The sequence below is a fragment of the Streptomyces sp. NPDC048352 genome (assembly GCF_040651895.1).
Taxonomy (GTDB): Bacteria; Actinomycetota; Actinomycetes; order Streptomycetales; family Streptomycetaceae; genus Streptomyces.
This window is the reverse complement of record NZ_JBEZKZ010000044.1, coordinates 13,523-39,123: the sequence shown is the minus strand read 5'-3', so window position 1 is coordinate 39,123 and position 25,601 is coordinate 13,523. Positions and strand designations below refer to the sequence as shown.

Below are 25,601 nucleotides of genomic sequence, written 5' to 3'. Positions count from 1 at the left end.
TCCGGACCCCACGGAACGAGAGGCCGCCCATGGAGACGACGAGCACCGGCCGCGTAGGCGTACGCCCTGCCGAAGCCCCTGAAGACGCACCGCCACCCGGGCTGACCGAGCCCCCGGACCATACCGCCGAGGCCGCCCCCGGCCAGGCCCCCGAGACCGCCGCGCCCGTCCCGTCGGCCCGCCGGGGGGCGGCGGGATACCTGAAGGCCGACTTCCCCTGGTACGGGCTGGACGGGGCCTTCACCGGCCCCCGCTGGCTCATGCAGGTCGGCACCGGCGCCGACGGCACCGTCCAGCACGGCTCCACCGGCCACGGCGACGAGCCCTCCGCCCGGGGCGAGATCGCCACCGGCGAGAAGGACCGCTTCGCGGTGGTGATCACCGTCGCCGGAAACCCGCTGCGCCGCAGCGCTGACGGCACCGGCGTCCTGGAGGCCACCTCGGTCGCCTCGGCGGCCTGGCTGGCCGGCTCGGGGCTGCTGACCTACAGCTGGCCGCCGCAGATGGACCACACCCGGCGCGACGACTGGCTGGACCAGCAGACCGAGGCCGCCTGGGAACTCGCCGACGACCTCGCGGGGCCGGACTGGTCGACGCTGTCGCTGCCGGTGGACGGGGAGCCGACGCCGTTCCACTACCGGGAGTCGGAGTTCGGGTGGGTGCTCGCCGGATCCACCGCCAGCGGGGTGCACCTCGGAGCGTACGGGCGGGGGATGAGCGCCTACGGGCTCGGGTTCTCCGCGATCGCCGACCTGGCGGCGTACGAGTAGACCGGGACCCGGGGACGGGAAAGGGGGCACCGCCGGCCCGGCGGTGCCCCCTCCCGAGCGGGCGGCCGGGCCGCCCGCGTCCTCGCGTCAGAACTTGTTGCGCGGGGTGATCCCCAGGGACATGCCCGACAGGCCGCGGGCGCGGCCGCCCAGCTTGCCCGCGATCGCGCGCAGCGCCGCGCCCGCCGGGGAGTCCGGGTCGGACAGGACGACCGGCTTGCCGTCGTCGCCGCCCTCGCGCAGCCGCACGTCGATCGGGATCGAGCCGAGCACCGGCACCGTCGCGCCGACCGTCTTGGTCAGGCCGTCGGCGACCTTCTGCCCGCCGCCCGAACCGAACACGTCCACCATCTCGTCGCAGTGCGGGCACGGCAGGCCCGACATGTTCTCCACGACGCCCACGATCTTCTGGTGGGTCTGCACCGCGATCGAACCGGCCCGCTCCGCGACCTCCGCGGCGGCCTGCTGCGGGGTGGTCACCACGAGGATCTCGGCGTTCGGCACCAGCTGCGCCACGGAGATCGCGATGTCGCCCGTACCCGGGGGCAGGTCCAGCAGCAGCACGTCCAGGTCGCCCCAGAACACGTCGGCCAGGAACTGCTGGAGCGCCCGGTGCAGCATCGGGCCGCGCCACACCACCGGGGCGTTGCCCGGGGTGAACATGCCGATGGAGATGACCTTCACGCCGTTCGCGGACGGCGGCATGATCATGTTCTCGACCTGGGTGGGCTTGCCGTCCACGCCGAGCATCCGCGGCACGCTGTGGCCGTAGATGTCTGCGTCGACCACGCCGACCTTCAGGCCGTCGGCGGCCATCGCCGCGGCCAGGTTGACCGTGACGGAGGACTTGCCGACGCCGCCCTTGCCGGAGGCGACCGCGTAGACGCGGGTCAGCGAACCCGGCTTCGCGAAGGGCACCTCGCGCTCGGCGGTGCCGCCGCGCAGCGTCGCCGCCAGCTCCTTGCGCTGCTCGTCGCTCATCACGTCGAGGGTGACGGCGACGGAGCCGACGCCCGGGACCTTCTCGACGGCCTCGGTGACGTTCTTGGTGATGGTCTCGCGCATGGGACAGCCCGACACCGTCAGGTAGACCGTGACGGCGACGGCGCCGCCCTCGCCGATCTCCACCGATTTGACCATGCCGAGCTCGGTGATCGGCCGGTGGATCTCGGGGTCGTTGACCGTCGCCAGCGCGTCCAGGATCGCGTCCTGCTCCGGCACGGCGGCGGAGGGTGTCTCGGTAGCCATGCCCCCGATGGTACGGCTCGGCAGCAGGGCTCAGGTAAGCCGATCAGCGGTCGCCTTCGTCACTTTCACCGGGGAACAGCCGCCGCTCGTCCATCTCCTTGATCAGGTCCTGGAACTCCGATCGGATCCAGTCGCGGGTGGCGACCTCGCCCAGACCCATCCGCAGCGCCGCGATCTCCCGCGTCAGGTACTCCGTGTCGGCGATGGAGCGCTCGTTCTGCTTGCGGTCCTGCTCCAGGTTCACCCGGTCCCGGTCGTCCTGCCGGTTCTGCGCGAGCAGGATCAGCGGGGCCGCGTACGAGGCCTGGAGGGACAGCATCAGCGTCAGGAAGATGAACGGGTACCGGTCGAAGCGCAGGTGGTCGGGCGCGAAGATGTTCCACAGCACCCACAGCACGATGACCAGGGTCATCCAGACGATGAACCGGCCCGTGCCGAGGAACCGGGCGACCCGCTCCGACAGCCGCCCGAAGGCCTCCGGGTCGTACTCGGGCAGCAGCCTGCGGCGCGCCGGCCGCGGCTGGTCGAGCCGTACGCGCGAACGCGTCAGCGCGCTCGCGCCCGCCGGGGCAGCCCCCCGCCCCCGTTCGGCGGAACGGTCCGTCCGCTCGTTGCGCAGCCGCTCCGCCGCCTCCTCCAGCCGCTCCGACAGACCCTCCCGGGCCTGCTCGCGCCGCTCCCGGCGCCGTTCGCGCGCCGCATCGCCGCGCCCGCGCTCAGTGCCCACGCAGGGCCTCCTCGGAGTGGAAGTCCGTCTCCCGCCAGTCGTCGGGCAGCAGGTGGTCCAGGACGTCGTCGACGGTGACCGCGCCCAGCAGCGAGCCGCTCTCGTCGACGACGGGCGCCGCGACCATGTTGTACGCGGCCAGGTAGCTCGTCACCGCGGGCAGCGAGGCGTCCGGCCGCAACGGCGGCAGGTCCGCGTCCACCAGCGAGCTGACCAGGGTGAACGGGGGGTCGCGCAGCAGCCGCTGGAAGTGCACCGTCCCCAGGTACTTGCCCGTCGGCGTCTCGTCCGGCGGCCGGCAGACGTAGACCTGCGCCGCCAGCGCCGGCGACAGGTCCGACTTGCGCACCCGGGCCAGCGCGTCGGCGACGGTGGCGTCCGGGCGCAGCACGATCGGCTCGGTGGTCATCAGACCGCCCGCGGTGTTCTCCTCGTACGACAGCAGGCGCCGCACGTCGGCCGCGTCGTCCGGCTGCATCAGCGTCAGCAGCCGCTCCTTCTCCTCCTCCGGCAGCTCGGAGAGCAGGTCGGCCGCGTCGTCCGGGTCCATCGCCTCCAGGACGTCGGCGGCGCGCTCCTCCTTCAGCTTGCCGAGGATCTCCACCTGGTCGTCCTCGGGCAGCTCCTCCAGGACGTCCGCGAGCCGGTCGTCGTCCAGGGCGTTGGCCACCTCGGCGCGCCGCTTCGGCGTCAGGTGGTGCAGGACGTTCGCCAGGTCCGCCGGGCGCATCTGTTCGAAGGTCGCGACCAGGTTCTCGGCGCCCTGGCCCTCCTCCTCCAGGGAGAAGCCGGTGACCGCCGACCACTCCACGGTCAGCGTCTCGCCGCGCCGCCGCAGCGCGCCGCCCTTGCCCTTGCGTACGAAGATCCGGTCGATCTCCCAGTCGCGGCGGGCAGGCAGCTGCTGGATGGCCACGTCCAGGACGGTGACCTCCTCGCCGGTGGCGCCCAGGCGCACCCGCCGGTCCAGCAGTTCGCCGAGGACCAGCCGCTCGGTGGGGCGCTGCTCGAAGCGCCGCATGTTGACGACGCCGGTGGTGATGACCTGGCCGGACTCCACGCCCGTCACCCGGGTCATGGGCAGGAAGATCCGCCGCCGGCTGACCACCTCGACCACCAGGCCCAGCAGCCGCGGCGGGCGGCCGCCGACCCGCAGCATCGCGACGAGGTCGCGGACCCGGCCGACCTGGTCGCCGTTGGGGTCGAAGACGGGCACACCCGACAGATGTGAGACGAAGATCCGCGGGGCGCCTGCAACCATCCGTGCGCCTCCTAGAGCGTCCGTCAACCGTCATGCCGTGCCTCAGGCTAGCCCGTGACGGCGGAAGGCGTCCTGGTGGGGCCGTCCGCCCGGGGTGTGTCCGGGGGTCCGCCGGGGCCCGACCCACGGGCGGGTACGCTGCCTGCTGCCCGCAGACCCCCGACGAGAGGCATCCGCCCGTGACCGCCCACACCCCCGCAGTACGGCTGCGACGGGCAGCCTTCATCGGCGCCCTGTGCGCGGGCCTCGCCGTCGCCGGGACGGGCTGCGCGGAGAAGACGGACCCGGACAAGGGCACCAACGGGGTCGGCAAGCTCGGCGCCGACAAGATCGAGGGCCAGGCGAAGGCGGCCGCCACCGCGGCGAACTCCGTCCACCTCTCCGGCACGCTCGTCACCGGCGGCAAAACCTTCACCCTCGACATGCGGCTGAAGGCGGACGGCGGCTCCGGCGAGGTGAAGTCGGCGCAGGACACCTTCCAGCTGCTGCGGGTCGGCGAGCAGCTCTACCTGAAGGCCAGCGCCGCCTTCTGGGGGAAGTCCGACTCCGCCGGCAAGCTCGGCGACAAATACGTCAAGGTGCCCGAGGGGGACCCCTCCTACAAGCAGTTCCGCGGGTTCACCGACATGCACGTCCTGCTGGACGGACTGCTCGGCCTCCAGGGCAAGCTCAGCAAGGGCGCCTACACCACGGTCGGGCACACCCGGGCGGTACCGGTCTCGGCGGACGCGGGCAAGGGCGGCAAGCTGACGGTGTCCCTGGAGGGGACCCCGTACCCGCTGCTGATGGAACGCGCGGGCGGCGCGGGCCGCGTGGAGCTGTTCGAGTGGGGCAAGCCCTTCCCGCTGGAGGCACCCGCGCAGGACCAGACCGTGGACTACGGCAGCCAGCTGCCCAGCACCAAGGACGGCAAGGGCGCCGGCCCCTCCGCCGGCCCGGCCCCCTCGAAGTCCTCCGGCCAGGGCTCCGACCCGGCCACGGGCTGACCGTACGGGCCCGGTCTCAGCCCTTCGCCCTCTTCCGCTTCAGCAGCAGCTTCGGCAGGGCCGCCGGAACCGGCCGGCGGGTGACGGCCGGGGAGCCCAGGGGCTGCGCGGCCAGCGAACCGGACGGCAGCTGCCCGGCCACCGCCACCGGCTCCAGCCGCAGCAGCCGGCACTCGCGGGCCCAGCGCCGCGTCATCTCCTCCGAGTCGGGTGCGTTCAGCCGCTTGCCCTTCAGCTCGGACACGGCGGCCTCCCACGGCTCACTGCCGGGCATGAGTTCCCGTACGGCCGCGGTCCACGCCACGAGACGACCGCCCTTGTCCTTGCTGCGTACGGTCACCTCCGCCGAGGAGCCGTCGGGGAGCCCGGGGAAGGGCTGCTCGCCGGGCCCGTCGCCGAGCACGTGCGCGGCGCCGTCCACCCAGGCGTGCCACAGGGCCCGGTCGGCACCGCTGCCGCGGACCCAGATCAGGCCGGACTTCTTGGAGGCCTCCTCGACGAGGGCCAGGTCGAGTGCGCTGAGAGTCATGCGCACAGGGTAGGCGGTGGCCGCCCGCAGACGGCGCCCGGCCGCTACAGCCAGCCGTTGCGGCGCAGGGTCCGGTGGATGGCGAAGCAGCTCCCGACGATGGCGGCCATCACCAGCGGATAGCCGTAGCGCCAGTGCAGCTCCGGCATGTGCTCGAAGTTCATCCCGTACACGCCGCAGATCATCGTGGGCACGGCGATGATCGCCGCCCAGGAGGTGATCTTGCGCATGTCCTCGTTCTGCGCGACCGAGGCCTGGGCCAGGTTCGCCTGGAGGATGGAGTTCAGCAGCTCGTCGAAGCCGATGACCTGCTCGTGCACCCGGGCGAGGTGGTCGGCGACGTCCCGGAAGTACTTCTGGATGTCGGGGTCCACCAGCCGCATGGGCCGCTCGCTCAGCAGCTCCATCGGCCGCAGCAGCGGCGAGACCGCCCGCTTGAACTCCAGCACCTCGCGCTTGAGCTGGTAGATGCGGCCCGCGTCACCGCCCCGGGCGACCCCCTTGGCGGGAGCGGCGAACACCGCGCTCTCCACCTCGTCGATGTCGTCCTGCACGGCCGCCGCGACCGCGATGTAACCGTCGACCACGTGGTCGGCGATGGAGTGAAGCACCGCCGAGGGACCCCGCGAGAGCAGCTCCGGGTCGTCCTGGAGGCGGTGGCGCAGGCTCCGCAGGGAGCCCTGGCCGCCGTGCCGGACGGTGATGACGAAGTCGGGGCCCGTGAAGCACATCACCTCACCGGTCTCCACCACCTCGCTGGTGGCGGTCAGTTCGGCGTGCTCGACGTAGTGGATCGTCTTGAAGACGGTGAAGAGGGTCTCGTCGTAGCGCTCCAGCTTCGGCCGCTGGTGCGCGTGCACCGCGTCCTCCACGGCGAGGGGGTGCAGACCGAAGGTGGCGGCGATCCCGGCGAACTCCGCCTCGGTCGGCTCGTGCAGGCCGATCCACGCGAAGCCGCCGTCGTCGCGGACCCGCCGCAGCGCCTCATGCGGCGTCAGGCAGACCGAGCCCTCCACGCGCCGGCCTTCGCGGTAGACGGCGCAGTCCACCACCGCGCTGCTGGCGGACGGGTCGCGGGTGGTGTCGTAGCCGGGCTGTGCCGGGGTGGACCTGCGCAGTGCCGGACGGACGGCGGCACGGAGGTAGGGCAGCATCGACATGGCAGGCTCCTTCTCGCGCACGGCCGTGGGCCGTACGGGTGGGAGGCCCCCTGTGGCCGGGGGCGGGCAGCCCGGGACCGACGGAGGGAAACAGGACGGGAGGACGAAGTTCTGCCGTCGCTCTTCTGCTGATCAGAAGATCAAAGGAGGCGGGAGCCGCCCTTGACGGACGCCGAAGAGCGATTGGTACTGCACGATCGACTTCGGTCCATCGCAGCCCCACCTCCTCCGGCCGGTCCCCCGTGGGGGACGTCCTGTCGCCGAGAGCCCTGAAACAACGCTTCTGCGTGCGGCCCCGACCAGCTGTCAACACTATCAGCCGACGGATGGTCAGGGGCCGCCCTTTACCCGCCGGATAGGAGTTCTATGCTCGCTCCATGGCAGAAATTCTGGCCCTCGTCGAAGCCCGGCTGCGCAGCGCGCTCGGCGAACCCGACGCCCGCGCCTCCGTCACCTTCCTGGGCACCGACCGCATCGAGGTCCTCCGCTTCACCGAGGGCGACCTCGTGCGGTACGCGACCCTCGGCATGTCCGCCCACCCCATGACCGACCCGACCGCGGTCGTCGCCGATCCGGTGCGCGGCCCGCGCGCCGAACTGGTGCTGACCGTACGGGCCGGACTGGCCCCCACCGACAAGCTGCTGCGGCCGCTCGCGGTACTGGCGGCCTCCCCGATGGTCGAAGGGCTCGTCGTGGCCCCCGGCGCCTCGCTCGACGTGGGCGAACCGCTCTGGGACGGGGCGCCGTTCACCTCCGTCCTCGTCGCGGAGCCCGGCGGACTGGTCGAGGACCTGGAACTGGACGAGCCCCTGGACCCCGTCCGCTTCCTGCCGCTGCTCCCCATGACGGCGAACGAGGCGGCCTGGAAGCGGGTGCACGGCGCGGCCGCGCTCCAGGAACGCTGGCTCGCGCGCGGGACGGATCTGCGGGACCCTCTGCGTACGGCCGTCGCACTGGACTGAGCCCGGACGGGTGATCGCGTCTTGACGACGCCCCGGGCGGGGAGGAGCGTGCTTCATATGAGGGGCGAACCGAGTTGCCCGAAGTGCGGTGGCCGGGTGCGCGCACCCGGCCTCTTCTCCGACTCCTGGCAGTGCGCGGCGCACGGCGCCGTCCACCCGCTACAGCCCGTGATCCCGCCCAGCGTCGAGGGGCTGGAGGTGGTCGTCAACCGGGCGAACGTGCCGGTCTGGATGCCGTGGCCGCTGCCGGTCGGGTGGCTCTTCACCGGGGTCGCCAGCGCCGGGGACGACCGCAGCGGCGGCCGGGCCACCGCCGTGGCCTGCACGGGCCCCGGCCCCCTGGGCGGCCTCGGGGAGCTGCTGCTGATCGCGGAGGAGCTCGGCGTCGGCCTCGGCTCCCGCTTCGCCGGCATCGACGCCCCCGACCCCGGCCCGTACATCGACGTCGCGTCCGCGCCCCACGCCAAGGTCGTCGCCGCGGGCCGCCCGACGCCGCTCTGGCACGTCTCGAACGCCCCGGACGACCGGGCCGTCTTCGCGGGGGAGGCGCGGGGCCTGTGGCTGTGGGCCATCGTCTGGCCGGAACAGTCGGGCCTCCTGATGTACGACGAGCTGGTCCTGACGGACCTCCGCGACGCGGGCTCGGAGGTCGAGCTCCTCCCGTGCGGGGCGCTGAGCCCGCGGATCATGGGGTAGGGGGCGCGTACGCGGTTTGCGGCGCGGGCCCGCCATCTCCCCCTCGAGGAGTGGGGGCCGGACGGTGTTCGCCCACCCGCCTCCCCGGGTGCGGGCCGGTGGGGGGTGAGCGGTATCCCCTCGGACCGCATCACAGCCGGTTTGGGGGTTTCCCGTCAGTCCCATCGTCATTCCGTGTCGGGCCGGTCCCTCAAGGGCGCTCCTTCGTCGCGTCGCTTCGCGATGGCCTTCGGCCACCCTTGACCGACCGACCCGCCCCGGAAAGCCGAAAGACTGCCGGGAAGCCCCCAAAAGAACGGTCACGGGGCAGGAGCGGCAGGGGCGGCCTCGTCAGCGATGAGACGAGGGACCGGGGGCATGGCCTGCCGGGCATCCGAGCCCCCTGTACCACCCCCAGGGTCGGGGCCCGGCCCAACCCGCACCAAACAGCGACCAGAGTGAGGCAAGGAGCCCCCAGGTGCGACAGATCGCTACGCGCTCCTCCTGTTTCAGCGTCCGACGACCGCCCGTGGCTGATGCCCGCACCCAAAGTTGTCCTGGAGTGCGACTTCGACGCCTAGTGGCGAGGAAGCCGGACTGACGCGCGAGGGCTGTCTGCGGTGTCAGCTAGGGTGCGCGAATGATATTCGGACGTGGCCGGTTTCGCGCTGTCCTCGGGACCTTCGAGGCAGCCGTACATGCTCAGGACGCCGACGAGGCAGAGCGTGCCTTCGAGCGGCTGACGCGCGGTTTTGGCAAGGCGGCAGACGCTGAGCTGCAGGCGGCTGGGCCTCGGCTTTCCGCCCTGCTCGGGCAGCTGCCGCCCGGGCCGCGAGCAGTCGTGGCCGTGCTGACCGGGGCATGTGTCGAACGGGGTGCCGACCCGTTGGCCTGTGCTCCCGCCGTGTTCGCGGGCGCCCGGGACGCCTTCGAGCAGGCGGCCGTCTTCTGCGAGCGATGGGCGGCTCAGGGTAGGGGCGAGTTGCCCGACCACGAGGGCGAGGGCCTGGAGGAGGCCGACTTCGAGCGGATCGGCTTCGAGCCCGTCGTAGCCTGGCAGTCGCTGCCACAGTTCGAAATGGCCTGTGTGGCCATGCTCAATTCCCCCCGGGTACGCCGCGAGGTCCCCGGTCGCGAGGAGTTGGCCGCCGCCGTCGCGCGGGTGGCGGAGCTGTCGGGTGAGCCGTTCAAGTGTCTTACGTACGCACTCGCGGTCCTCGACGACGAGCCGTTCGTCGTGCTCGATCGCGCCACAGGCGCCGGCTTCGCGCTGCGCGCCTCCGGCGTCGGCGACAACTTCCAGCTGCACACGCTCCTTGCCGATGCCCTGATCGGCCGTGGCCTCGTGCAGGGAGAGGCGCCATCGGGTGAGGCGGTCGCCTGCTGCCGCGACCAGGCCGGGATGGTGCCGACCACGGGTTCCTTCAACCTGGTCGGCGCCGACGGTGAGTGGATCTGGAACGAGGGCAAACCGGCGGACATCCCCGTCGTGGACGGCGTCCGGCTCGTGGTCCTCGACCCGCCCGCGTACCAACGGAGCTGGCCCGCCGGCCGCTTCTTCCCCGGGATGACCGGCGAGGTCGTCTACGATCACGCCCTCGCGCCGGAGGAGTCGGCGGCTCTGCTCGCCCGAGTGGCCCAACCCATCCGCTGACGCGGAGACCGATCCGATGCGTCCGTCCGCTACCTCCAGCGCTCTGATCAACGTTCGGTGCGGGTATCAGCCACGGGCGGTCGTCGGACGCCGAGACCGGAGAAGCGCGTAGCGATCTGTCGCGGACGGGGGCTGCTCGCCTCGCTCTGGTCGCTGTTTGGTGCGTGTGGGGCCCGCCCCAGCGCCGACCGCTGCATGGGGCTCGGATGCCCGGGCGGGTCATGGCCCCTGGCCCCTCGTCTCGTCCCTGAGGGACCCGCTCTGTGATGTGTGCCCGGTGACCGTTCCTTCGGGGGCTTCCTGGCAGTCTTTCGGCTTTCCGGGGCGGGGCGGTCGGTCAAGGGTTGAGCGCAGCGAAATCGCGAAGCGACGCGACGAAGGAGCGCCCTTGAGGGACCGGCCCGAACCGGAATGACGATGGGACTGACGGGAAACCCCCGAACCAGCCCTGAGACCGCCCGAGGGGATACCGCTCACCTCCCACCGGCAACCGCCGACCCCCGCCCGGCGGGACCGGTTCACTGCCCCGTGGGCGGTACCCTGGAGTGTCCCCCGTCCGCGTGAACTCTGGAGTCCGGCTGTGCGCATCGACCTGCACGCCCACTCCACCGCTTCCGACGGCACCGACACCCCCGCCGAGCTGGTGCGCAACGCCGCCGCCGCCGGGCTGGACGTGGTCGCGCTGACCGACCACGACACCGTCGGGGGATACGCCGAGGCCATCGCCGCGCTGCCGGCCGGGCTGACGCTGGTCACCGGCGCCGAGCTGTCCTGCCGCCTCGACGGCGTCGGGCTGCACATGCTGGCGTACCTCTTCGATCCCGAGGAGCCCGAGCTCGCCCGCGAGCGGGAGCTCGTACGGGACGACCGGACCCCCCGCGCCCAGTCCATGGTGGGCAAGCTCCAGGCGCTGGGCGTGGACATCACCTGGGAGCAGGTGGCCCGCATCGCGGGGAACGGTTCCGTCGGCCGCCCGCACATCGCGACCGCCATGGTCGAGCTGGGCGTCGTCCCCACCGTGTCCGACGCGTTCACCTCGGACTGGCTCGCCGACGGCGGCCGCGCGTACGCGGAGAAGCACGAGCTCGACCCCTTCGACGCGATCCGCCTCGTCAAGGCGGCCGGCGGGGTCACCGTCTTCGCGCACCCCGCCGCCGTCAAGCGCGGCGCCTGCGTGCCCGAGTCCGCGATAGCCGCCCTCGCGGCCGCCGGCCTCGACGGCATCGAGGTGGACCACATGGACCACGACACCGCCACCCGCGCCCGGCTGCGCGGACTGGCCGGGGACCTCGGACTGCTGACGACCGGCTCCAGCGACTACCACGGCAGCCGCAAGACCTGTCGTCTCGGGGAGTACACGACCGACCCCGAGATCTACGGCGAGATCACGCGTCGCGCGGCGGGGGCCTTCCCCGTGCCCGGCGCCGGCGGAGACGCCCGCGCGTAAGCGCCGCGCTCCACCCGCCCCCCTCCCGTTTTGGTAACACCCCTCACTGCAAGGCATCACTGTGTTTGATTTCGCCGTCTTCGGATCCCTTTTTCTTACGCTTTTTGTGATTATGGACCCCCCGGGGATCACGCCGATCTTCCTCGCCCTGACCTCCGGCCGTCCCGCGAAGGTGCAGCGCCGCATGGCCTGGCAGGCCGTCTGCGTGGCCTTCGGGGTGATCGCCGTCTTCGGCATCTGCGGCCAGCAGATCCTGGACTACCTGCACGTGTCCGTGCCGGCGCTGATGATCGCGGGTGGCCTGCTGCTCCTGCTGATCGCGCTGGACCTGCTCACCGGCAAGACCGACGAGCCCAAGCAGACCAAGGACGTCAACGTCGCCCTGGTCCCGCTGGGCATGCCGCTGCTGGCCGGTCCGGGTGCGATCGTGTCCGTGATCCTGGCGGTGCAGAAGGCCGACGGGTTCAGCGGCCAGGTCTCGGTGTGGGCGGCCATCGCCGCCATGCACGTGGTGCTGTGGCTGACCATGCGCTACTCGCTGGTGATCATCCGGGTCATCAAGGACGGCGGCGTCGTCCTCGTCACCCGGCTCGCGGGCATGATGCTGTCGGCCATCGCCGTCCAGCAGATCATCAACGGCGTCCTCCAGGTCATCCGCAGCGCCTGAGGCCCGCCGAGCGCGCACATGCGAACGCCCCCGCACCGGCTCGGTGCGGGGGCGTTTCGGGAAGCATCAGGAGGACGCACTCTCGGCCGGTCGGATCAGGATGCGCTGGCCGATCGAGGCCGCCTGCTGCACGATCCGGTTGACGGAGGCCGCGTCCACGACGGTGCTGTCCACGGCGGTTCCGTCGACATCGTCCAGGCGCAGAATCTCGAAGCGCACGGCTTCTCCCTTCGTCGGTGTTCTCCTTGCACAGGGTTCAACGGAGGACACACCAGAAACATTCCCTACGCTAAGGAAATTTTTTCCCTGGCTAACTACCGCCCGTGCGCCGACTCCCAGAAGCCCACCAGTGCACCCGCCGTGACCTGCGGGTTCTCCGCGTTCGGGGAGTGCTCCGCCCCCTCCACCACCACCCGGGAAGCAGCCAGCCGGACGGCCATCTCGTCCATGAGCGGCACCGGCCAGGCGTAGTCCACCACCCCGGACAGCACCAGCTTCGGCAGCGGGACCGCCGCCAGCTCCGCCACCCGGTCGGGCTCCGAGATCAGCACCCGCCCGGTGGCGATCAGCTGCTCGGGGACGGTGGCCAGCCAGCGCTCGCGCAGGAACGCAGTCAGCTCCGGCGAGTCGGCCGCGGAGTCCGGCGCGTCCTGGGCCCGCATGGCCGCCCACACCGCCGGCATGTCCTCCCGCAGCGCCTCCAGGGCCGCGACCAGCAGCTTCGTACGAGCCTGCTGCTCCTGCGCGATCGCGGCGGGCCCGCTGCTCATCAGGGTGAGAGAGGCGAAGGGCGCGGCGTCGCGCAGCACCGCGGCACGCGAGATCAGCCCGCCGAGGGAGTGGCCGACCAGGTGCAGCGGCCCCCCGCCCAGCGCTTCGGCCTGCGCCAGCACATCGCGGGCCAGCTCCTCCAGCCCGTACGCGGCCTCCTCGCGCGGGCCGGGGGTCTCGTACTGGCCGCGCCCGTCGACGGCGACCGCCCGGTAGCCGGCCGCGGCGAGCGGCTCCAGCAGGGCGATGAAGTCCTCCTTGCTGCCGGTGAACCCGGGGACCAGCAGAGCCGTCCCGCGCACGGGCTCGCCCGCCTCGTGCACGGCGAAGGCGCCGCGGGCGGTGGCCAGGCGGTACGCGCGGGCGGCGGGCGGCAGGGTGAGGCGCGGCGGCTTGCTCATGGGCCGAGGTTACCGGTCCGTAGGTCCGGGTACGAGGACGGCCCCGGCCCCCTCGAAAGGGGACCGGGGCCGTCGTACGGGCGTGCGCCCGGCCGGGTCAGCGGAACCGGCGGGTCGTCCTGACCGGCTCGGCCACCGGGGCCATCTGGAAGTCCGGCTCCGCCGCGGCGGGGGCGGCGGCCGCCTTGCGGGTCCGGGTCCGCCGCGCCGGGGCGGGGGCGTCGGCGACGACGCCGCGCACCACGTCGGGGATCGGGGTCGGCGCGGCCTTGCGGGTCGGGACCCGGCGCGGCTTGACCGGGGCCGCCTCGGCGGCCGGGGCCTCGGCCACGGGGGCCTCGACGGCGGCGGCGGCCTTGCGGGTCCGCGTCCGCTTCGGCTTGACCGGGGCCTCCTCGGCCACGGGGGCCTCGGGGGTCTCCTCGATCACGGGGGCCTCAGCGGCGGGGGCCTCGGCCACGGGGGCCTCGACGGCGGCGGCGGCCTTGCGGGTCCGCGTCCGCTTCGGCTTGACCGGGGCCTCCTCGACCACGGCCGGGGCCTCGACCGCGGCCGGAGCCTCGACGACGGCGGCGTCGGCCACGGCGGCCTCGGCGACGGCCACGGCGGCCTCGGCGACGGCCGAAGCGGTCACCCGGGTCCGGCGGCGGCGCGGCCGGCGCGTCTCGTCCTCGGCCGGAGCGGCCACGGCCGCCACGGCGGGAGCCCCGGTGGTGGGCGCCACGGCCGCGGTCTCGGTCTCGGACTCGGCGCCCAGCTCGGTACCGCCACGGGTGCGGCGGCGCTGGCGCGGCGTACGGGTGCGCGCGGGACGCTCCTCGGTCACCACGGCGGCAGCGGCGGCGCCGCCGCGTCCACCGCGGCCGCCACGGCCGCCGGTCTCGCCCAGGTCCTCGAGGTCCTCGGCCTTCAGGCCGGCCCGCGTGCGCTCGGCGCGCGGCAGGACGCCCTTGGTGCCGGCCGGGATGTTCATCTGCTCGTACAGGTGCGGCGACGTGGAGTACGTCTCCACCGGGTCGTGGAAGTCCAGCTCCAGCGCCTTGTTGATCAGCTGCCAGCGCGGGATGTCGTCCCAGTCGACCAGGGTGACGGCGATGCCCTTGTTGCCCGCGCGGCCGGTGCGGCCCACGCGGTGCAGGAAGGTCTTCTCGTCCTCCGGCGTCTGGTAGTTGATGACGTGGGTCACGCCCTCGACGTCGATGCCGCGCGCGGCGACGTCGGTGCACACCAGCACGTCGACCTTGCCGTTGCGGAACGCGCGCAGCGCCTGCTCGCGGGCGCCCTGGCCCAGGTCGCCGTGGACAGCGCCCGAGGCGAAGCCGCGCTTCTCCAGCTGCTCCGCGATGTCGGCCGCCGTGCGCTTGGTCCGGCAGAAGATCATGGCGAGGCCACGGCCCTCGGCCTGCAGGATGCGGGAGACGAGCTCCGGCTTGTCCATGTTGTGGGCGCGGAAGACGTGCTGCGTGATGTTGGCGACGGTCGCGCCCTCGCCGTCCTCGGAGACGGCGCGGATGTGCGTCGGCTGCGACATGTAACGGCGGGCCAGGCCGATGACCGCGCCCGGCATGGTCGCCGAGAACAGCATCGTCTGACGCTTGGGGGGCAGGTACCCCATGATCTTCTCGACGTCGGGCAGGAAGCCCAGGTCGAGCATCTCGTCGGCCTCGTCCAGGACGAGGGCCTTGACGCGGGACAGGTCGAGCTTCTTCTGCCCGGCGAGGTCCAGCAGGCGGCCCGGGGTGCCGACGATCACGTCGACGCCCTTCTTGAGCGCCTCGACCTGCGGCTCGTACGCGCGGCCGCCGTATATGGCGAGGACGCGGACGTTGCGGACCTTGCCCGCGGTCAGCAGGTCGTTGGTGACCTGGGTGCACAGCTCGCGGGTCGGAACCACCACGAGGGCCTGCGGAGCGTCGGTCAGCTGCTCGGGCTTGGCCCGGCCGGCCTCGACGTCCGCGGGGACGACGACCCGCTCCAGCAGCGGAAGGCCGAAACCGAGCGTCTTGCCGGTTCCGGTCTTGGCCTGGCCGATGACGTCCGAGCCGGAGAGGGCTACGGGGAGGGTCATCTCCTGGATGGGGAAGGGGGAAACGATGCCGACGGCTTCGAGGGCCTCGGCCGTCTCGGGGAAGATCCCGAGGTCACGGAACGTAGTCAGGGTGCTGCCTCTTCTGTGAGACGCGGCGCGAGGCGGCGAGGGGGTCCTACCGTGCCGGGCTTGCAGTACTGCGCCCACGTTCGGGCGAGTCGTACAGAGCTGCGCGGGACCACTGGCCTTCGCTCAAGCGCTTCTGCCGCTGAGGGGGCCCCTCGTGCGGGCAGGTACGCATGGACGTACCACCACACCGAGGGCGGTCGGTTGGAGCCGATCGGGCCACCGACCGGGCATCCTCATTCGGATGGCCCGCCGAGTATCCGGCAGGCGCATTACCACTGTACCCCGGAATCGCGCAGCTGTGTCGGGTGAATTCACCGGGTAGGCGTGTTTACACGCACGGGCACCGTTCAGGTGTGGTGACTTGTGCGCCCTTTCGGCGGGCTATTGTGCGGAGCATGTCGACCGTAGAAAACGCATCTCCCGCCGACGAGAACGCCCCGGAACCGGCGCAGGGCATCGCCGCCCAGGACTGGGCCACGGCCTCCGCGTCCCCGCAGTACCGGGCCGCCGTCGTGGACCTGCTCGGCGCGCTGGCCTACGGGGAGCTGGCGGCCTTCGAGCGCCTCGCGGAGGACGCGAAGCTCGCGCCGACGCTGGGTGACAAGGCCGAGCTGGCCAAGATGGCCTCCGCCGAATTCCACCACTTCGAGCGGCTGCGGGACCGGCTCGCGGCCATCGACGCCGAGCCGACCGCCGCGATGGAGCCCTTCGCGAAGGGCGTGGACGACTTCCACCGCCAGACCGCCCCCTCGGACTGGCTGGAGGGCCTGGTCAAGGCGTACGTCGGCGACTCGATCGCCAGCGACTTCTACCGGGAGGTCGCCACCCACCTCGACACCGACACCCGCGCCCTGGTCGTCGGCGTCCTCGACGACACCGGCCACGGCGGCTTCGCCGTCGAGAAGGTCCGCGCCGCCATCGAGGCCGACCCGCGCTGCGGCGGCCGGCTCGCGCTGTGGGCCCGCCGGCTGATGGGCGAGGCGCTCTCCCAGGCACAGCGGGTGGTCGCCGAGCGCGACGCGCTGTCCACCATGCTGGTCGGCGGTGTCGACGGGATGGCGGCCGGCTTCGACCTGGCGGCCGTCGGCGAGATGTTCACGCGGATCACGAAGGCGCACACCAAGCGCATGGCGGCCCTCGGCCTCGCCGCCTGACGTCCTCCCGCGGCGGACGAACGCTCGCGCCCCGCTCCAGCGCGGCGCGAGCGTCAGTCATCCCCCCGACGAGAGCGAAAACGGAGCGCGCCGGGGAGACCTCCGCGAACCGGCCGCGGGACGCAGCAGCAGGGACAGCACGACGGCGGACACACCGGCCCCGCCCAGCAGGGTCGCGAACAGGCTGTTGTGCCCCGGGCCCAGCGACATGTGGGTCAGGTACGCCCCGAACAAGGCGCCGGCCACCCCGCTGACCAGGACCGTTCTGGTGGAGGGCAGCCGCTTCGCGAGTTTCCGCGAGGCCGCTCCGGCCAGAGCGAGGCCCAGCAGACCGGAGCCGAGCGCCTCCATCAGCAGCATCTGGTCACTCCCATGCGTCAGGGCAATCGGGGTCACAGCGCTCCTACCCGAAGCGGAAGAAAGGGAAACGGCCCGGCGGATCCATCCGCCGGGCCGTTCGCCTTCGCTTCACGGTGCCTCGAAGAGCGTCAGAGCGCCGCCCCGAAACCGACCTTGCGCACGCTCGGCTCGCCCAGGTCGACGTACGACAGGCGGTCGGACGGCACGAGGACCTTGCGGCCCTTGACGTCGGTCAGGCTCAGCAGCGGCGCCGTGCCGGACAGCGCGGCGGCCACGATGGCCTCCAGCTCCTCGGCGCTCAGGTCGCTCTCCAGCACGATCTCCCGGGGTGCGTGCTGCACGCCGATCTTGACCTCCACGGCTTTGTCCCTCCGACGGTCCGGTTCGCGCGATCAGCCGCGCCGTACCCGGTCCACATTAGCCCGGAGAGGGGACACGATCGGCTCGCGGCGGACACGCTCGCAGCGAACAGCCGCCGGTCAGGCCTCCGAGCCGTGCAGCGGGAAACCGGCGATGCCGCGCCACGCCAGCGACGTCAGCAGCCCCACCGCCGTGTCACGGGCGACCGGGCTCTCACTGGACAGCCAGTACCGGGCCACCACCTGCGAGACCCCGCCGAGGCCCACGGCCAGCAGCATCGACTCGTCCTTCGAGAGGCCCGTGTCCTCGGCGATGACGTCCGAGATCGCCTCCGCGCACTGGAGCGAGACCCGGTCGACGCGCTCGCGCACCGCCGGCTCGTTCGTCAGGTCCGACTCGAAGACCAGCCGGAACGCGCCGCCCTCGTCCTCCACGTACGCGAAGTAGGCGTCCATCGTCGCCGCCACGCGCAGCTTGTTGTCGCTCGTGGACTCCAGCGCCCCGCGCACCGACTGCAGCAGGTGCTCGCAGTGCTGGTCCAGCAGCGCCAGGTAGAGGTCGAGCTTGCCGGGGAAGTGCTGGTACAGCACCGGCTTGCTGACGCCGGCCCGCTCGGCGATGTCGTCCATCGCCGCTGCGTGGTAGCCCTGCGCGACGAACACCTCCTGGGCCGCGCCCAGCAGCTGGTTGCGCCGGGCACGGCGCGGCAGTCGCGTGCCCCGCGGACGCGCTGCCTCGGTCTGCTCGATGGCTGTCACGCCGCCTCCCACTTTCTCTAAGAACACAGTGCGCTCTGCGCCGCGCCGCCATCGTACTTTTCGGTAACCGAATCTGGTGGGTTCGAGCCGAGTTTTCTCGCGGTACGGACCACCCGGACATACGCCTGACACGCTGGTCAGGGGCCGTCGGAGCGACTAGCGGTAGTCCTCCTCGTCCAGGGGGACCACCCGGGCCTGCTCCGCGGCGTCCGCCTCGGGCGCCTCGTCCGGATCCAGGCCGACGAGCGGGTCGTCCTCCTGCGGCTGGATCTCGGTGTGCTGCTCGGCGGCATCCGCCTCCGGAGCCTCGCTTCCGAGGCCTTCCCGGATCTTCTCCCGGAAGCTGTCCGGTTCCGCAGGATCGACAGTCATCGCGCTCCCCTCGCCTTCGCTCGTACTCACTACGAGACTAGGAGGATCGGGCAGGCACCGCCAGGCGGTCTTGTGACCGCCGACACAAGAGAACACCAGGGGCCGGGCGTGATCCTCTCGTAACATTGGCCCATGTCTTCGACCGAGCCGCCGGGCGTACGGTCCACCGCCGGAGCGGCCCCCCAGGCGGGCGCCGTACGGGTGGCCGAAGGGGAGCAGCTGCGCACCGTCGCGCTGCCGGGCCTCGAGATGAACGTACGCGTCCGGCCACCGCTGCGGGAGGGGCTGCCGCCCGCGCTGTTCGTCCACGGACTCGGCGGTTCCTCCCAGAACTGGTCGGACCTCATGCGGCACCTGGCCGACACCGTCGACGGCGAGGCCCTGGACCTGCCCGGATTCGGCTGGTCCCCGCCGCCCGCCGACCGGGACTACTCGGTGACCGCGCTCGCCCGCGCCGTCATCCGGCACCTCGACGCCGCCGGGCGTGGGCCCGTGCACCTCTTCGGCAACTCGCTCGGCGGGGCCGTCTCCACCCGCGTCGCCGCCGTCCGGCCCGATCTGGTGCGCACCCTGACGCTGGTCTCGCCCGCGCTGCCCGAGCTGCGCGTGCAGCGGTCGGCCGTGCCCACCGCCCTGCTGGCCCTGCCGGGCGTCGCCGCCCTCTTCGGGCGGCTCACGCGCGACCTGACGGCCGAACGGCGCACCCGGGGAGTGACGGACCTCTGTTACGGAGACCCCTCACGGGTGACGGCGGAGGGCTTCCAGGCCGCCGTCGAGGAGATGGAGCGGCGCATGGCCCTCCCCTACTTCTGGGACGCGATGACCCGCTCCTCCCGCGGGATCGTCGACGCCTACACCCTCGGCGGCCAGCACGGACTGTGGCGGCAGGCGCAGCGCGTGCTCGCGCCGACCCTGCTGGTCTACGGCGGCCGCGACCTCCTGGTCTCGTACCGTATGGCGCGCAAGGCCGCCGCGGCCTTCCGCGGCTCGCGGCTGCTGTGCCTGCCCGAGGCCGGGCACGTGGCGATGATGGAGTACCCAGACGTCGTGGCGGTGGCCTTCCGGGACCTGCTGCGCGACACCACCGGCCGGGAAACCGGCCGAAGTACCGAGAACGGCAAGGGCTGAGGACGTGGGACGACATAGTCGCAAGGCCCCCATCGCGGCCCGCCCGCAGCCGGAGCCGCAGCCGGAGCCCGAGCCGCTGCCGCCCTCCGGCCGGCAGGAGTACGCGGCCGGCCCCTACGGCGACGGCCTGTACGCGCCGGACCCGTACGAGCCGGCCCCGCAGGGGGCCCGCCGGTACGAGGCCGGCCCCCGCGAGGGCGGCCCCCGCGCGCCCGCCCCGCGCGCCGCACGTCCGTACGAGCCGGCCCCGCGGGCACCCCGCCCGTACGGGGCCGACCCGTACGAGCCCCCGCCCCGCGCCGAGCCCACCGGCCGGCGCCGGGCCCCCGAGCCCACCGTCGTCCACCAGGGGTACGCGCCCTCCGCCCGCCCGGTGCGCCCCGGCGGCCACCCCGAGCAGCGCGAGGACGGCGGCGCCCGGGGCACCGCCCCGGCCCCGCCGCCCGCCGCCGTGTACGGGGACTGGCGCGGAACCCCCGCGGCCGGCTCCCCCCGGGCAGCCGAGCCCCTCCCGCCGCGCGACCCCCTCACCACGACCGGCTCGCACCGCCGTGTCCCCGGGCCCCGGCGGCCCGAGGAGCCCGCCGCCGCGGGCGGGGGCCGCGGCACGAGGATCCGTACGTACACCGGGATGGCCGCGGCGGCCGTCACCACCGTGCTTGCCGTCGTCGTCGCCGGGCAGGTCGCCGCCGACAGCGACTCCGACACCGCCGCCACCCGCGCCGCCGGCGACGACGTCCCCGCACGCACCCAGGCCGACCGGTCGCCGGCCTCCCGCTCCGACGGCCGCGCCACCCCCAACGTCCCCGCGGCCCCGGCCGCGCAGCCGGCGACGTTCGAGCAGCAGATGGCGCAGCAGCTGCCGGTCGACGCGAAGCTCACCGGGCCGGGCACCTTCGACACGGTGCCCGGTATCGCCAAGGCCCCGGGGAAGGGGAAGCGGGTGCGCTACCGGGTCGACGTGGAGCAGGGCCTCGGCATGGACCCGCAGCTGTTCGCCGACGCCGTGCAGCGCACCCTCAACGACCCGCGCAGCTGGGCCCACGGCGACGCGATGACCTTCGAGCGGGTGCCGGGCGGCGAGGCCGACTTCGTGATCACCCTGGCCAGTCCCGGCACCACCGGCGTCTGGTGCGCCAAGTCCGGGCTGGACACCACCGTCGACAACGTCTCCTGCGACTCCGCCGCGACCGAACGCGTGATGATCAACGCCTTCCGCTGGGGCCAGGGCTCGCAGACCTACGGGGCGGACCAGATGCTCGCCTACCGGCAGATGCTCATCAACCACGAGGTCGGCCACCGGCTCGGCCACGGGCACGTGAACTGCCAGACCCCGGGCGCGCTCGCGCCGATCATGCAGCAGCAGACGAAGTCGCTCGACATCGACAACATCTCCTGCAAGCCCAACCCGTGGGTGTTCCCCGGGGGTTGACCGGGCCACGCCCTTCCTAGCGCGCTCGAACGCGAACCGTACGGGAAAGTTACGACTCTTCACCCCTTCCGGTGGCGCGACGGACAACCGTCCGTCGCGCCACCGGCGCATCCGCTTGAGTTCTCCCGCGGCGGGTCGCCGGACCGACGACGGCCGCCCGGAACGGGAGATCGGGGGTGCCACTGGTGCGGATCGGACTGGTCACGGAAGGTGGTTATCCGTATGCGGCGGGAGAGGCGAGGCTCTGGTGCGACCGGCTCGTGCGCGGACTGCCGCAGCACGAGTTCGAGCTCTACGCGCTGAGCCGCACCGCCGGGCAGGAGGAGCGCGGCCGCGTCCCGCTCCCGCCGCAGGTGACCCGCGTGCGCAACGCCCCGCTGTGGGCCCCCGCCGATGACGGGCGGACGTACTCCCGCCGCGAGCGCCGCCGCTTCGCCGCCTGCTTCGCGGAGCTGGTGCGCGGGATCTGCGCCGACGGGCCCGACGCCCCGGGCGCCTTCGCCGCCGGGCTGTACGGGCTCGCCGAACTCGCCCGCGAGCAGGGCGGGACGTACGCGGCCCTGCGCTCGGAGACGGCGGTGCGGGCGGTGGAGGGCGGCTGCCGGGCGCCGGGCGCGAGCCGTACCGTCCAGGCGGCGCGCGTCCCCGACCTGCTGGAGTTCGTGGACGAACTGGAGCGGGCGCTGCGGCCGTTGTCCCTCGACTGGCACGAGGAAGCGGGCCTCGGCCGGGCCGACGTCTGCCACGCCGCGTCCGGCGGGGTCGCGGCCGTGCCCGGGCTGCTGGCCAAACGCTTCTGCGGGGTCCCGCTGCTGGTCACCGAGTACGGGGTGCAGCTGCGCGCCCGCTACCTGGAGCAGCCCGCCGCCACCCGGCCCGCCGTACGGGCCCTGCTGGCCGCCTTCCACATCCGCCTCGCCGGGGAGATCTACGCCCGCGCCGACCTGCTCACCCCCGGCAACGCGCACGCCCGCCGCTGGCAGGAGCGGTGCGGGGCGCCCCGGGAACGGCTGCGGACCGTGTACCCGGGCATGGAGGCGGACCGATTCGCCGCCGTCGGCGAGGACACGGGGCGGGGAGACCAGGACACGCTCGTGTGGGTCGGGCGGATCGAGCCCGCCAAGGACCTGATCGCCCTGCTGCACGCCTTCGCGGAGGTCCGCCGGGCCGCCCCGCACACCCGGCTGCGGATCTTCGCCACGGCCGCCGCCCCCGGATACCTCGCCGACTGCCGCTCGCTGGCCGCGCAGCTCTTCCCCGACGAGGCCGCCGACGCGCGGACGGTGGGGGAGAGCCCCGTCAGCTTCGAGGAGGTCGGCGGGCCGGAGGCCCCCACGGCGGCCGACGCCTACGGCGCCGGACGGCTCGTGCTGCTGTCGTCGGTCATCGAGGGCTTCCCCATCACCCTGGCCGAGGCCATGTTCTGCGGCCGGGCCACCGTCTCCACCGACGTCGGCGCCGTCCGCGAGGTCATCGGCGGCACCGGGCTCGTCGTCCCGCCGCGCAACCCGCGGGCGCTGGCCGAGGCCTGCCTCGCCCTGCTGGAGGACCCCGAACGGGCCCAGCGGCTCGGTGCGGCGGCGCGGGCCCGGGCGCTGGAGCTGTTCACCGTGGAACAGAACGTGGAGGCCTTCGGAGAGAGCTACCTGCGGCTGCTGGCCCTCGGTACCTCACCGGGCGCGGGGGAGGAGCCGTTCGGCCGGCCGGCGCAGGAGAGGGTGCCGTTCGCCCGTCCGGCGGAGGCACGGGTGCCGGGGCCGTGGATCGCCCGGGCGCCGGAGCCGGGCCCGGCCGCGGAGGCGACGGCATGACCACCTCGGACACCGCGGGCGCGGCGCCGCTGCCAGGGGCCCTGCCCCCTGCGGCCACCGCCGGCCAGGGCGGCCCCGCAGCGGAAGCGGCGTGGGCCGGCGCGGCGGAGAAGGCCCGCCGCAAGCCCGGCGGGGACCCCGTCAAGGCACTGCTGCACCGCCACCGGGAGCTCTGCGAACGGGCCGTCGACCCGCTGGAGATCGCCGCCGGGCTGGAGGCGCACGGCATCACCGACCACACCGCGGCGCGCTTCCGCCACCGGGACGTCTTCACCCTCGCCGAGGAGCTGTACGCGCGGACCCCGCGCGGCGACGCCCCCGACGCCGCGCCCGCGCGGCCGCCGGCCGGGGCCCGGACGGTGCGCGGCTTCGGCTACGCCCTGTTGCCCGGCGCCCTCGCCCTCGGCGCGGCCGCCACCGGGACACCGGGGGCCGGACCCCTCGCGGCGCTCCTCACCGCCGCGGCGCTGGTGTGGCCCGGGCGGAGCGCCGGGGGGCGCTTCCCCCACACCGCCCACCTGCTGGCGGCGGCCGCCGCCGGCTGGGCCGTCCACCGGCACGGGCCCGCCCTCGGCGCGGCCCTCGCGCTGGCCGTGGCCCCCGGACACCTCGCCGCCGTCCTCTACGCCGCCCGGGCGCGCCGCCGGCTCGCCGGGAGCCGGGCCCTGGAGGACTTCGCCGCCGGGGCACGGCCGCTGCTGGCCGGGGTCCTGCTGCTCTTCGCCGCGGCCGCCACGGGGGCGGCCGCGCTCACCGCGGCCGCCCCGGCGACGGCCGTGCCGCTCGCGGTGCTGCTGTTCCTGGCCCGGCTGCTGCTGCGCCACGGCGCCCACCGCGTGCCGGTGGCCGCGGCCCTGGCGTGCGCCCTGGTCCCGCTCCCGGCGGCGGTGCCCGCCGCCGCGGCGGGACTCCTCGTACACGCCTTCCTCGCGCTGTCCCGTGCCTCCGCACACGCGCGTCCCCGACCCCACCGACACCAAGGAGAAACAGGATGACCGGCCAGCCAATCGACCAAGGGGTTGCGCGATGAGGGTGCTGCTGATCGGAGCCAACGGTTACCTCGGGCGCTATGTCGCGGACCGGCTGCTCGCCGACCCCGCCGTGCAGCTCACCGCGCTCGGCCGCGGTGACGACGCCGACGTCCGGTTCGACCTCGCCACCGGCAGCCCCGGCGCCCTCACCCGGTTCCTGGACGCCGTCCACCCGGGCGTCGTCATCAACTGCGCGGGCGCCACCCGCGGCGGGGCCCGCGAGCTGACCCGGCACAACACCGTCGCCGTCGCCACCGTCTGCGAGTCCCTGCGCCGCAGCGGCTGCGGGGCCCGGCTCGTCCAGCTCGGCTGCTCCGCCGAGTACGGGCCCAGCCAGCCCGGTTCCTCCACGGCCGAGGACGCCGTGCCGAGACCCGGCGGACCGTACGGCGTCAGCAAACTCGCCGCCACGGAGCTGGTCCTCGGCTCCGGACTGGACGCCGTCGTGCTGCGGGTGTTCTCACCCGTCGGACCGGGCACCCCGGCCGGCTCGCCGCTGGGCAGGCTCGCCGAGGCCATGCGGCGGGCCATGCAGTCCGGGGACGCCGAGCTCAAGCTGAGCGGCCTCGGAGTCCAGCGGGACTTCGTCGACGTACGGGACGTCGCCCGGGCCGTGCACGCCGCCTCCCTGTCCGCGGCGCAGGGCGTCGTGAACATCGGCACCGGCCGGGCGGTCCGGCTGCGCGACGCGGCGGCCGTCCTCGCGCGGGTCGCCGGATACGGCGGCGCCCTGCACGAGCTGGACGTACCTCACGGCGGTGACAGGCACGGCCCCGGCGACCGGCACGGCGACCGGCACGGGCACGGCCTCGGCGGGCGGCCGCAGGGCCTGTCCGCCATCGGCTCGCCCCGCTCCGAGGCCACCGCCGAGCAGCTCGCCGCGACTCCCCAGGCGTACCCGTACCCCGACGGCTGCGGCGTCTGGCAGCAGGCGGACGTCCGCACCGCCCGCGACCGGCTCGGCTGGCGCCCCCGGATCAACCTGGAGGAGTCCCTCGCGGACATCTGGATGGAGGCGGCGTGCCGCATCTGACCACCCCGCCGGGGGCGACGGCGACGGCCGCGACCGAGGCCGGCCGGCTCGGCCTGGGCATCCCCGGCTACGCGCACCCGCTGGTCGCCCCGGTGGAGTGGGCCGAGCTGACCCGGCCCGGGACGCCGCTGCACTGGGCCGTGCTCAACGTCGCCGACGGGCCGGGCGGCCGGCCCGACCCGCACTGCACCGAGGCGGCGGCGAAGCTGCGGGGCGCGGGCGGGGTCGTCCTCGGGCATCTCGCCCTGCGGGACGGCTCCCGCTCCTTCGGGGAGCTGCTCTCCGACGCGCACCGCTTCCGCGACTGGTACGGCGTCGGCGGCTTCTACCTGGCCGGCGCCCCCGCCGACCGGGCGGAGCTGGCCGCCGTCCGCCGGGTGACCGACGCCCTGCGCGGCCTCGGGACGGGCCTGCGCATCGTGCTGGGCCACGGCACGCACCCGTACGAGGGCTACGCGGAGGCCGCCGACCAGCTGGTGACGTTCTCGGGGGCCTGGGCCGCCTACCGCTGGTCGCAGGTGGCGGAGTGGACGGCCGACCACCCGCCCGAGCGCTTCTGCCACCTGGTCCACAGCGTGCCCCGCACCCATCTGGAGGAGGCGGTCCGCATCGCCCGCTGGCAGGGCGCCGGGACGATCTGGTTCACCGACCGGCGCGGATCCTGCGACCGGGACCCGTGGGCGTCAATGCCCGCGTACTGGGACGAAATCGTCTCACGTATCGGACCGGGTGTCTCGGAATGAAGA

26 protein-coding genes are annotated in these 25,601 nt (G+C 73.7%); 14 read left to right on the top strand and 12 right to left on the bottom strand.

All coding sequences use genetic code 11. The annotated features are described in order from the left end of the window. The first annotated feature begins 29 nt into the window (after positions 1-29). Positions 30-770, top strand: a complete 741-nt coding sequence (locus AB0D45_RS22210) for a hypothetical protein (protein ID WP_361603181.1) — start codon at positions 30-32, stop codon at positions 768-770. Between the two features lie 87 nt (positions 771-857). On the opposite strand, the gene AB0D45_RS22205 is transcribed toward AB0D45_RS22210, so the two are convergent. The 3 genes from AB0D45_RS22205 to AB0D45_RS22195 form a co-directional block, all read right to left on the bottom strand. Continuing rightward, positions 858-1,973, bottom strand: a complete 1,116-nt coding sequence (locus tag AB0D45_RS22205; protein WP_362461699.1) for a P-loop NTPase — start codon at positions 1,971-1,973, stop codon at positions 858-860. Between the two features lie 88 nt (positions 1,974-2,061). Next, complete coding sequence (locus AB0D45_RS22200) at positions 2,062-2,568, bottom strand: DUF1003 domain-containing protein (RefSeq protein ID WP_362461696.1); 507 nt, start codon at positions 2,566-2,568, stop codon at positions 2,062-2,064. Between the two features lie 166 nt (positions 2,569-2,734). After that, positions 2,735-4,006: a CBS domain-containing protein gene (locus AB0D45_RS22195; protein WP_361603178.1), complete on the bottom strand. Its 1,272-nt coding sequence runs from the start codon at positions 4,004-4,006 to the stop codon at positions 2,735-2,737. A 179-nt stretch (positions 4,007-4,185) separates the two neighbouring features. Between AB0D45_RS22195 and AB0D45_RS22190 the strand changes: the two genes are divergently transcribed. After that, a complete protein-coding gene (locus AB0D45_RS22190; protein WP_362461661.1) occupies positions 4,186-4,992 on the top strand; it encodes a hypothetical protein in 807 nt (268 codons plus the stop codon). Positions 4,993-5,008: 16 nt separating this feature from the next. Here AB0D45_RS22190 and AB0D45_RS22185 read toward each other — a convergent pair whose 3' ends face one another. Next, entirely contained in the window at positions 5,009-5,521 is a 513-nt protein-coding gene (locus AB0D45_RS22185) for a hypothetical protein (RefSeq protein ID WP_362461658.1), read from the bottom strand. 44 nt (positions 5,522-5,565) lie between these two features. Beyond that, positions 5,566-6,681 carry a magnesium and cobalt transport protein CorA gene (locus AB0D45_RS22180; protein WP_362461655.1) on the bottom strand — a complete coding sequence of 372 codons (1,116 nt, stop codon included), beginning with the start codon at positions 6,679-6,681 and terminating at the stop codon, positions 5,566-5,568. 377 nt (positions 6,682-7,058) lie between these two features. Between AB0D45_RS22180 and AB0D45_RS22175 the strand changes: the two genes are divergently transcribed. The 5 genes from AB0D45_RS22175 to AB0D45_RS22155 all read left to right on the top strand — a co-directional run bounded on the left by AB0D45_RS22175 (position 7,059) and on the right by AB0D45_RS22155 (position 12,086). Continuing rightward, the gene (locus AB0D45_RS22175; protein WP_361603166.1) at positions 7,059-7,643 is read left to right on the top strand and encodes a suppressor of fused domain protein; all 585 of its coding nucleotides are present in this window, start codon (positions 7,059-7,061) and stop codon (positions 7,641-7,643) included. 57 nt (positions 7,644-7,700) lie between these two features. Then, positions 7,701-8,339 carry a DUF6758 family protein gene (locus AB0D45_RS22170; protein ID WP_361603163.1) on the top strand — a complete coding sequence of 213 codons (639 nt, stop codon included), beginning with the start codon at positions 7,701-7,703 and terminating at the stop codon, positions 8,337-8,339. A 619-nt stretch (positions 8,340-8,958) separates the two neighbouring features. Further along, on the top strand, positions 8,959-9,972 hold the full coding sequence (locus AB0D45_RS22165) for a hypothetical protein (RefSeq protein WP_362461652.1): 1,014 nt from the start codon (positions 8,959-8,961) through the stop codon (positions 9,970-9,972). 580 nt (positions 9,973-10,552) lie between these two features. Continuing rightward, on the top strand, positions 10,553-11,419 hold the full coding sequence (locus AB0D45_RS22160) for a PHP domain-containing protein (protein WP_362461649.1): 867 nt from the start codon (positions 10,553-10,555) through the stop codon (positions 11,417-11,419). Positions 11,420-11,480: 61 nt separating this feature from the next. Then, complete coding sequence (locus AB0D45_RS22155; RefSeq protein ID WP_361603154.1) at positions 11,481-12,086, top strand: MarC family protein; 606 nt, start codon at positions 11,481-11,483, stop codon at positions 12,084-12,086. A gap of 66 nt (positions 12,087-12,152) precedes the next feature. On the opposite strand, the gene AB0D45_RS22150 is transcribed toward AB0D45_RS22155, so the two are convergent. The 3 genes from AB0D45_RS22150 to AB0D45_RS22140 all read right to left on the bottom strand — a co-directional run bounded on the left by AB0D45_RS22150 (position 12,153) and on the right by AB0D45_RS22140 (position 15,326). Next, positions 12,153-12,305 carry a hypothetical protein gene (locus AB0D45_RS22150; protein ID WP_183067205.1) on the bottom strand — a complete coding sequence of 51 codons (153 nt, stop codon included), beginning with the start codon at positions 12,303-12,305 and terminating at the stop codon, positions 12,153-12,155. Positions 12,306-12,400: 95 nt separating this feature from the next. Beyond that, the gene (locus AB0D45_RS22145) at positions 12,401-13,258 is read right to left on the bottom strand and encodes an alpha/beta fold hydrolase (protein WP_362461646.1); all 858 of its coding nucleotides are present in this window, start codon (positions 13,256-13,258) and stop codon (positions 12,401-12,403) included. A gap of 97 nt (positions 13,259-13,355) precedes the next feature. After that, positions 13,356-15,326 (bottom strand): DEAD/DEAH box helicase, encoded by a 1,971-nt coding sequence (locus AB0D45_RS22140; RefSeq protein WP_362461643.1) that lies wholly within the window; start codon positions 15,324-15,326, stop codon positions 13,356-13,358. 485 nt (positions 15,327-15,811) lie between these two features. Here AB0D45_RS22140 and AB0D45_RS22135 point away from each other — a divergent pair, with 485 nt between their 5' ends. Further along, on the top strand, positions 15,812-16,570 hold the full coding sequence (locus tag AB0D45_RS22135) for a ferritin-like fold-containing protein (RefSeq protein WP_361610562.1): 759 nt from the start codon (positions 15,812-15,814) through the stop codon (positions 16,568-16,570). Positions 16,571-16,627: 57 nt separating this feature from the next. On the opposite strand, the gene AB0D45_RS22130 is transcribed toward AB0D45_RS22135, so the two are convergent. The 4 genes from AB0D45_RS22130 to AB0D45_RS22115 form a co-directional block, all read right to left on the bottom strand. Continuing rightward, positions 16,628-16,930, bottom strand: a complete 303-nt coding sequence (locus AB0D45_RS22130) for a hypothetical protein (protein ID WP_361610572.1) — start codon at positions 16,928-16,930, stop codon at positions 16,628-16,630. Between the two features lie 128 nt (positions 16,931-17,058). Further along, complete coding sequence (locus AB0D45_RS22125) at positions 17,059-17,289, bottom strand: DUF3107 domain-containing protein (RefSeq protein WP_361610564.1); 231 nt, start codon at positions 17,287-17,289, stop codon at positions 17,059-17,061. Positions 17,290-17,409: 120 nt separating this feature from the next. Beyond that, positions 17,410-18,048, bottom strand: a complete 639-nt coding sequence (locus tag AB0D45_RS22120) for a TetR/AcrR family transcriptional regulator (protein ID WP_361610566.1) — start codon at positions 18,046-18,048, stop codon at positions 17,410-17,412. Positions 18,049-18,204: 156 nt separating this feature from the next. Then, positions 18,205-18,420, bottom strand: a complete 216-nt coding sequence (locus AB0D45_RS22115) for a hypothetical protein (protein ID WP_361610568.1) — start codon at positions 18,418-18,420, stop codon at positions 18,205-18,207. 132 nt (positions 18,421-18,552) lie between these two features. Between AB0D45_RS22115 and AB0D45_RS22110 the strand changes: the two genes are divergently transcribed. From AB0D45_RS22110 to AB0D45_RS22085, 6 genes are all read left to right on the top strand, one after another. Beyond that, the gene (locus AB0D45_RS22110) at positions 18,553-19,548 is read left to right on the top strand and encodes an alpha/beta hydrolase (RefSeq protein ID WP_361610570.1); all 996 of its coding nucleotides are present in this window, start codon (positions 18,553-18,555) and stop codon (positions 19,546-19,548) included. 4 nt (positions 19,549-19,552) lie between these two features. Then, the gene (locus AB0D45_RS22105) at positions 19,553-20,980 is read left to right on the top strand and encodes a DUF3152 domain-containing protein (RefSeq protein ID WP_362461638.1); all 1,428 of its coding nucleotides are present in this window, start codon (positions 19,553-19,555) and stop codon (positions 20,978-20,980) included. 185 nt (positions 20,981-21,165) lie between these two features. Next, positions 21,166-22,791: a DUF3492 domain-containing protein gene (locus tag AB0D45_RS22100; protein ID WP_362461635.1), complete on the top strand. Its 1,626-nt coding sequence runs from the start codon at positions 21,166-21,168 to the stop codon at positions 22,789-22,791. Next, positions 22,788-23,786 carry a hypothetical protein gene (locus tag AB0D45_RS22095; RefSeq protein WP_362461632.1) on the top strand — a complete coding sequence of 333 codons (999 nt, stop codon included), beginning with the start codon at positions 22,788-22,790 and terminating at the stop codon, positions 23,784-23,786. The genes AB0D45_RS22100 and AB0D45_RS22095 overlap by 4 nt, the downstream gene beginning before the upstream one ends. A gap of 31 nt (positions 23,787-23,817) precedes the next feature. Next, a complete protein-coding gene (locus AB0D45_RS22090; protein WP_362461629.1) occupies positions 23,818-24,855 on the top strand; it encodes an NAD-dependent epimerase/dehydratase family protein in 1,038 nt (345 codons plus the stop codon). Next, a complete protein-coding gene (locus AB0D45_RS22085) occupies positions 24,843-25,598 on the top strand; it encodes a spherulation-specific family 4 protein (RefSeq protein WP_362461626.1) in 756 nt (251 codons plus the stop codon). The genes AB0D45_RS22090 and AB0D45_RS22085 overlap by 13 nt, the downstream gene beginning before the upstream one ends. Positions 25,599-25,601: the final 3 nt, after the last annotated feature.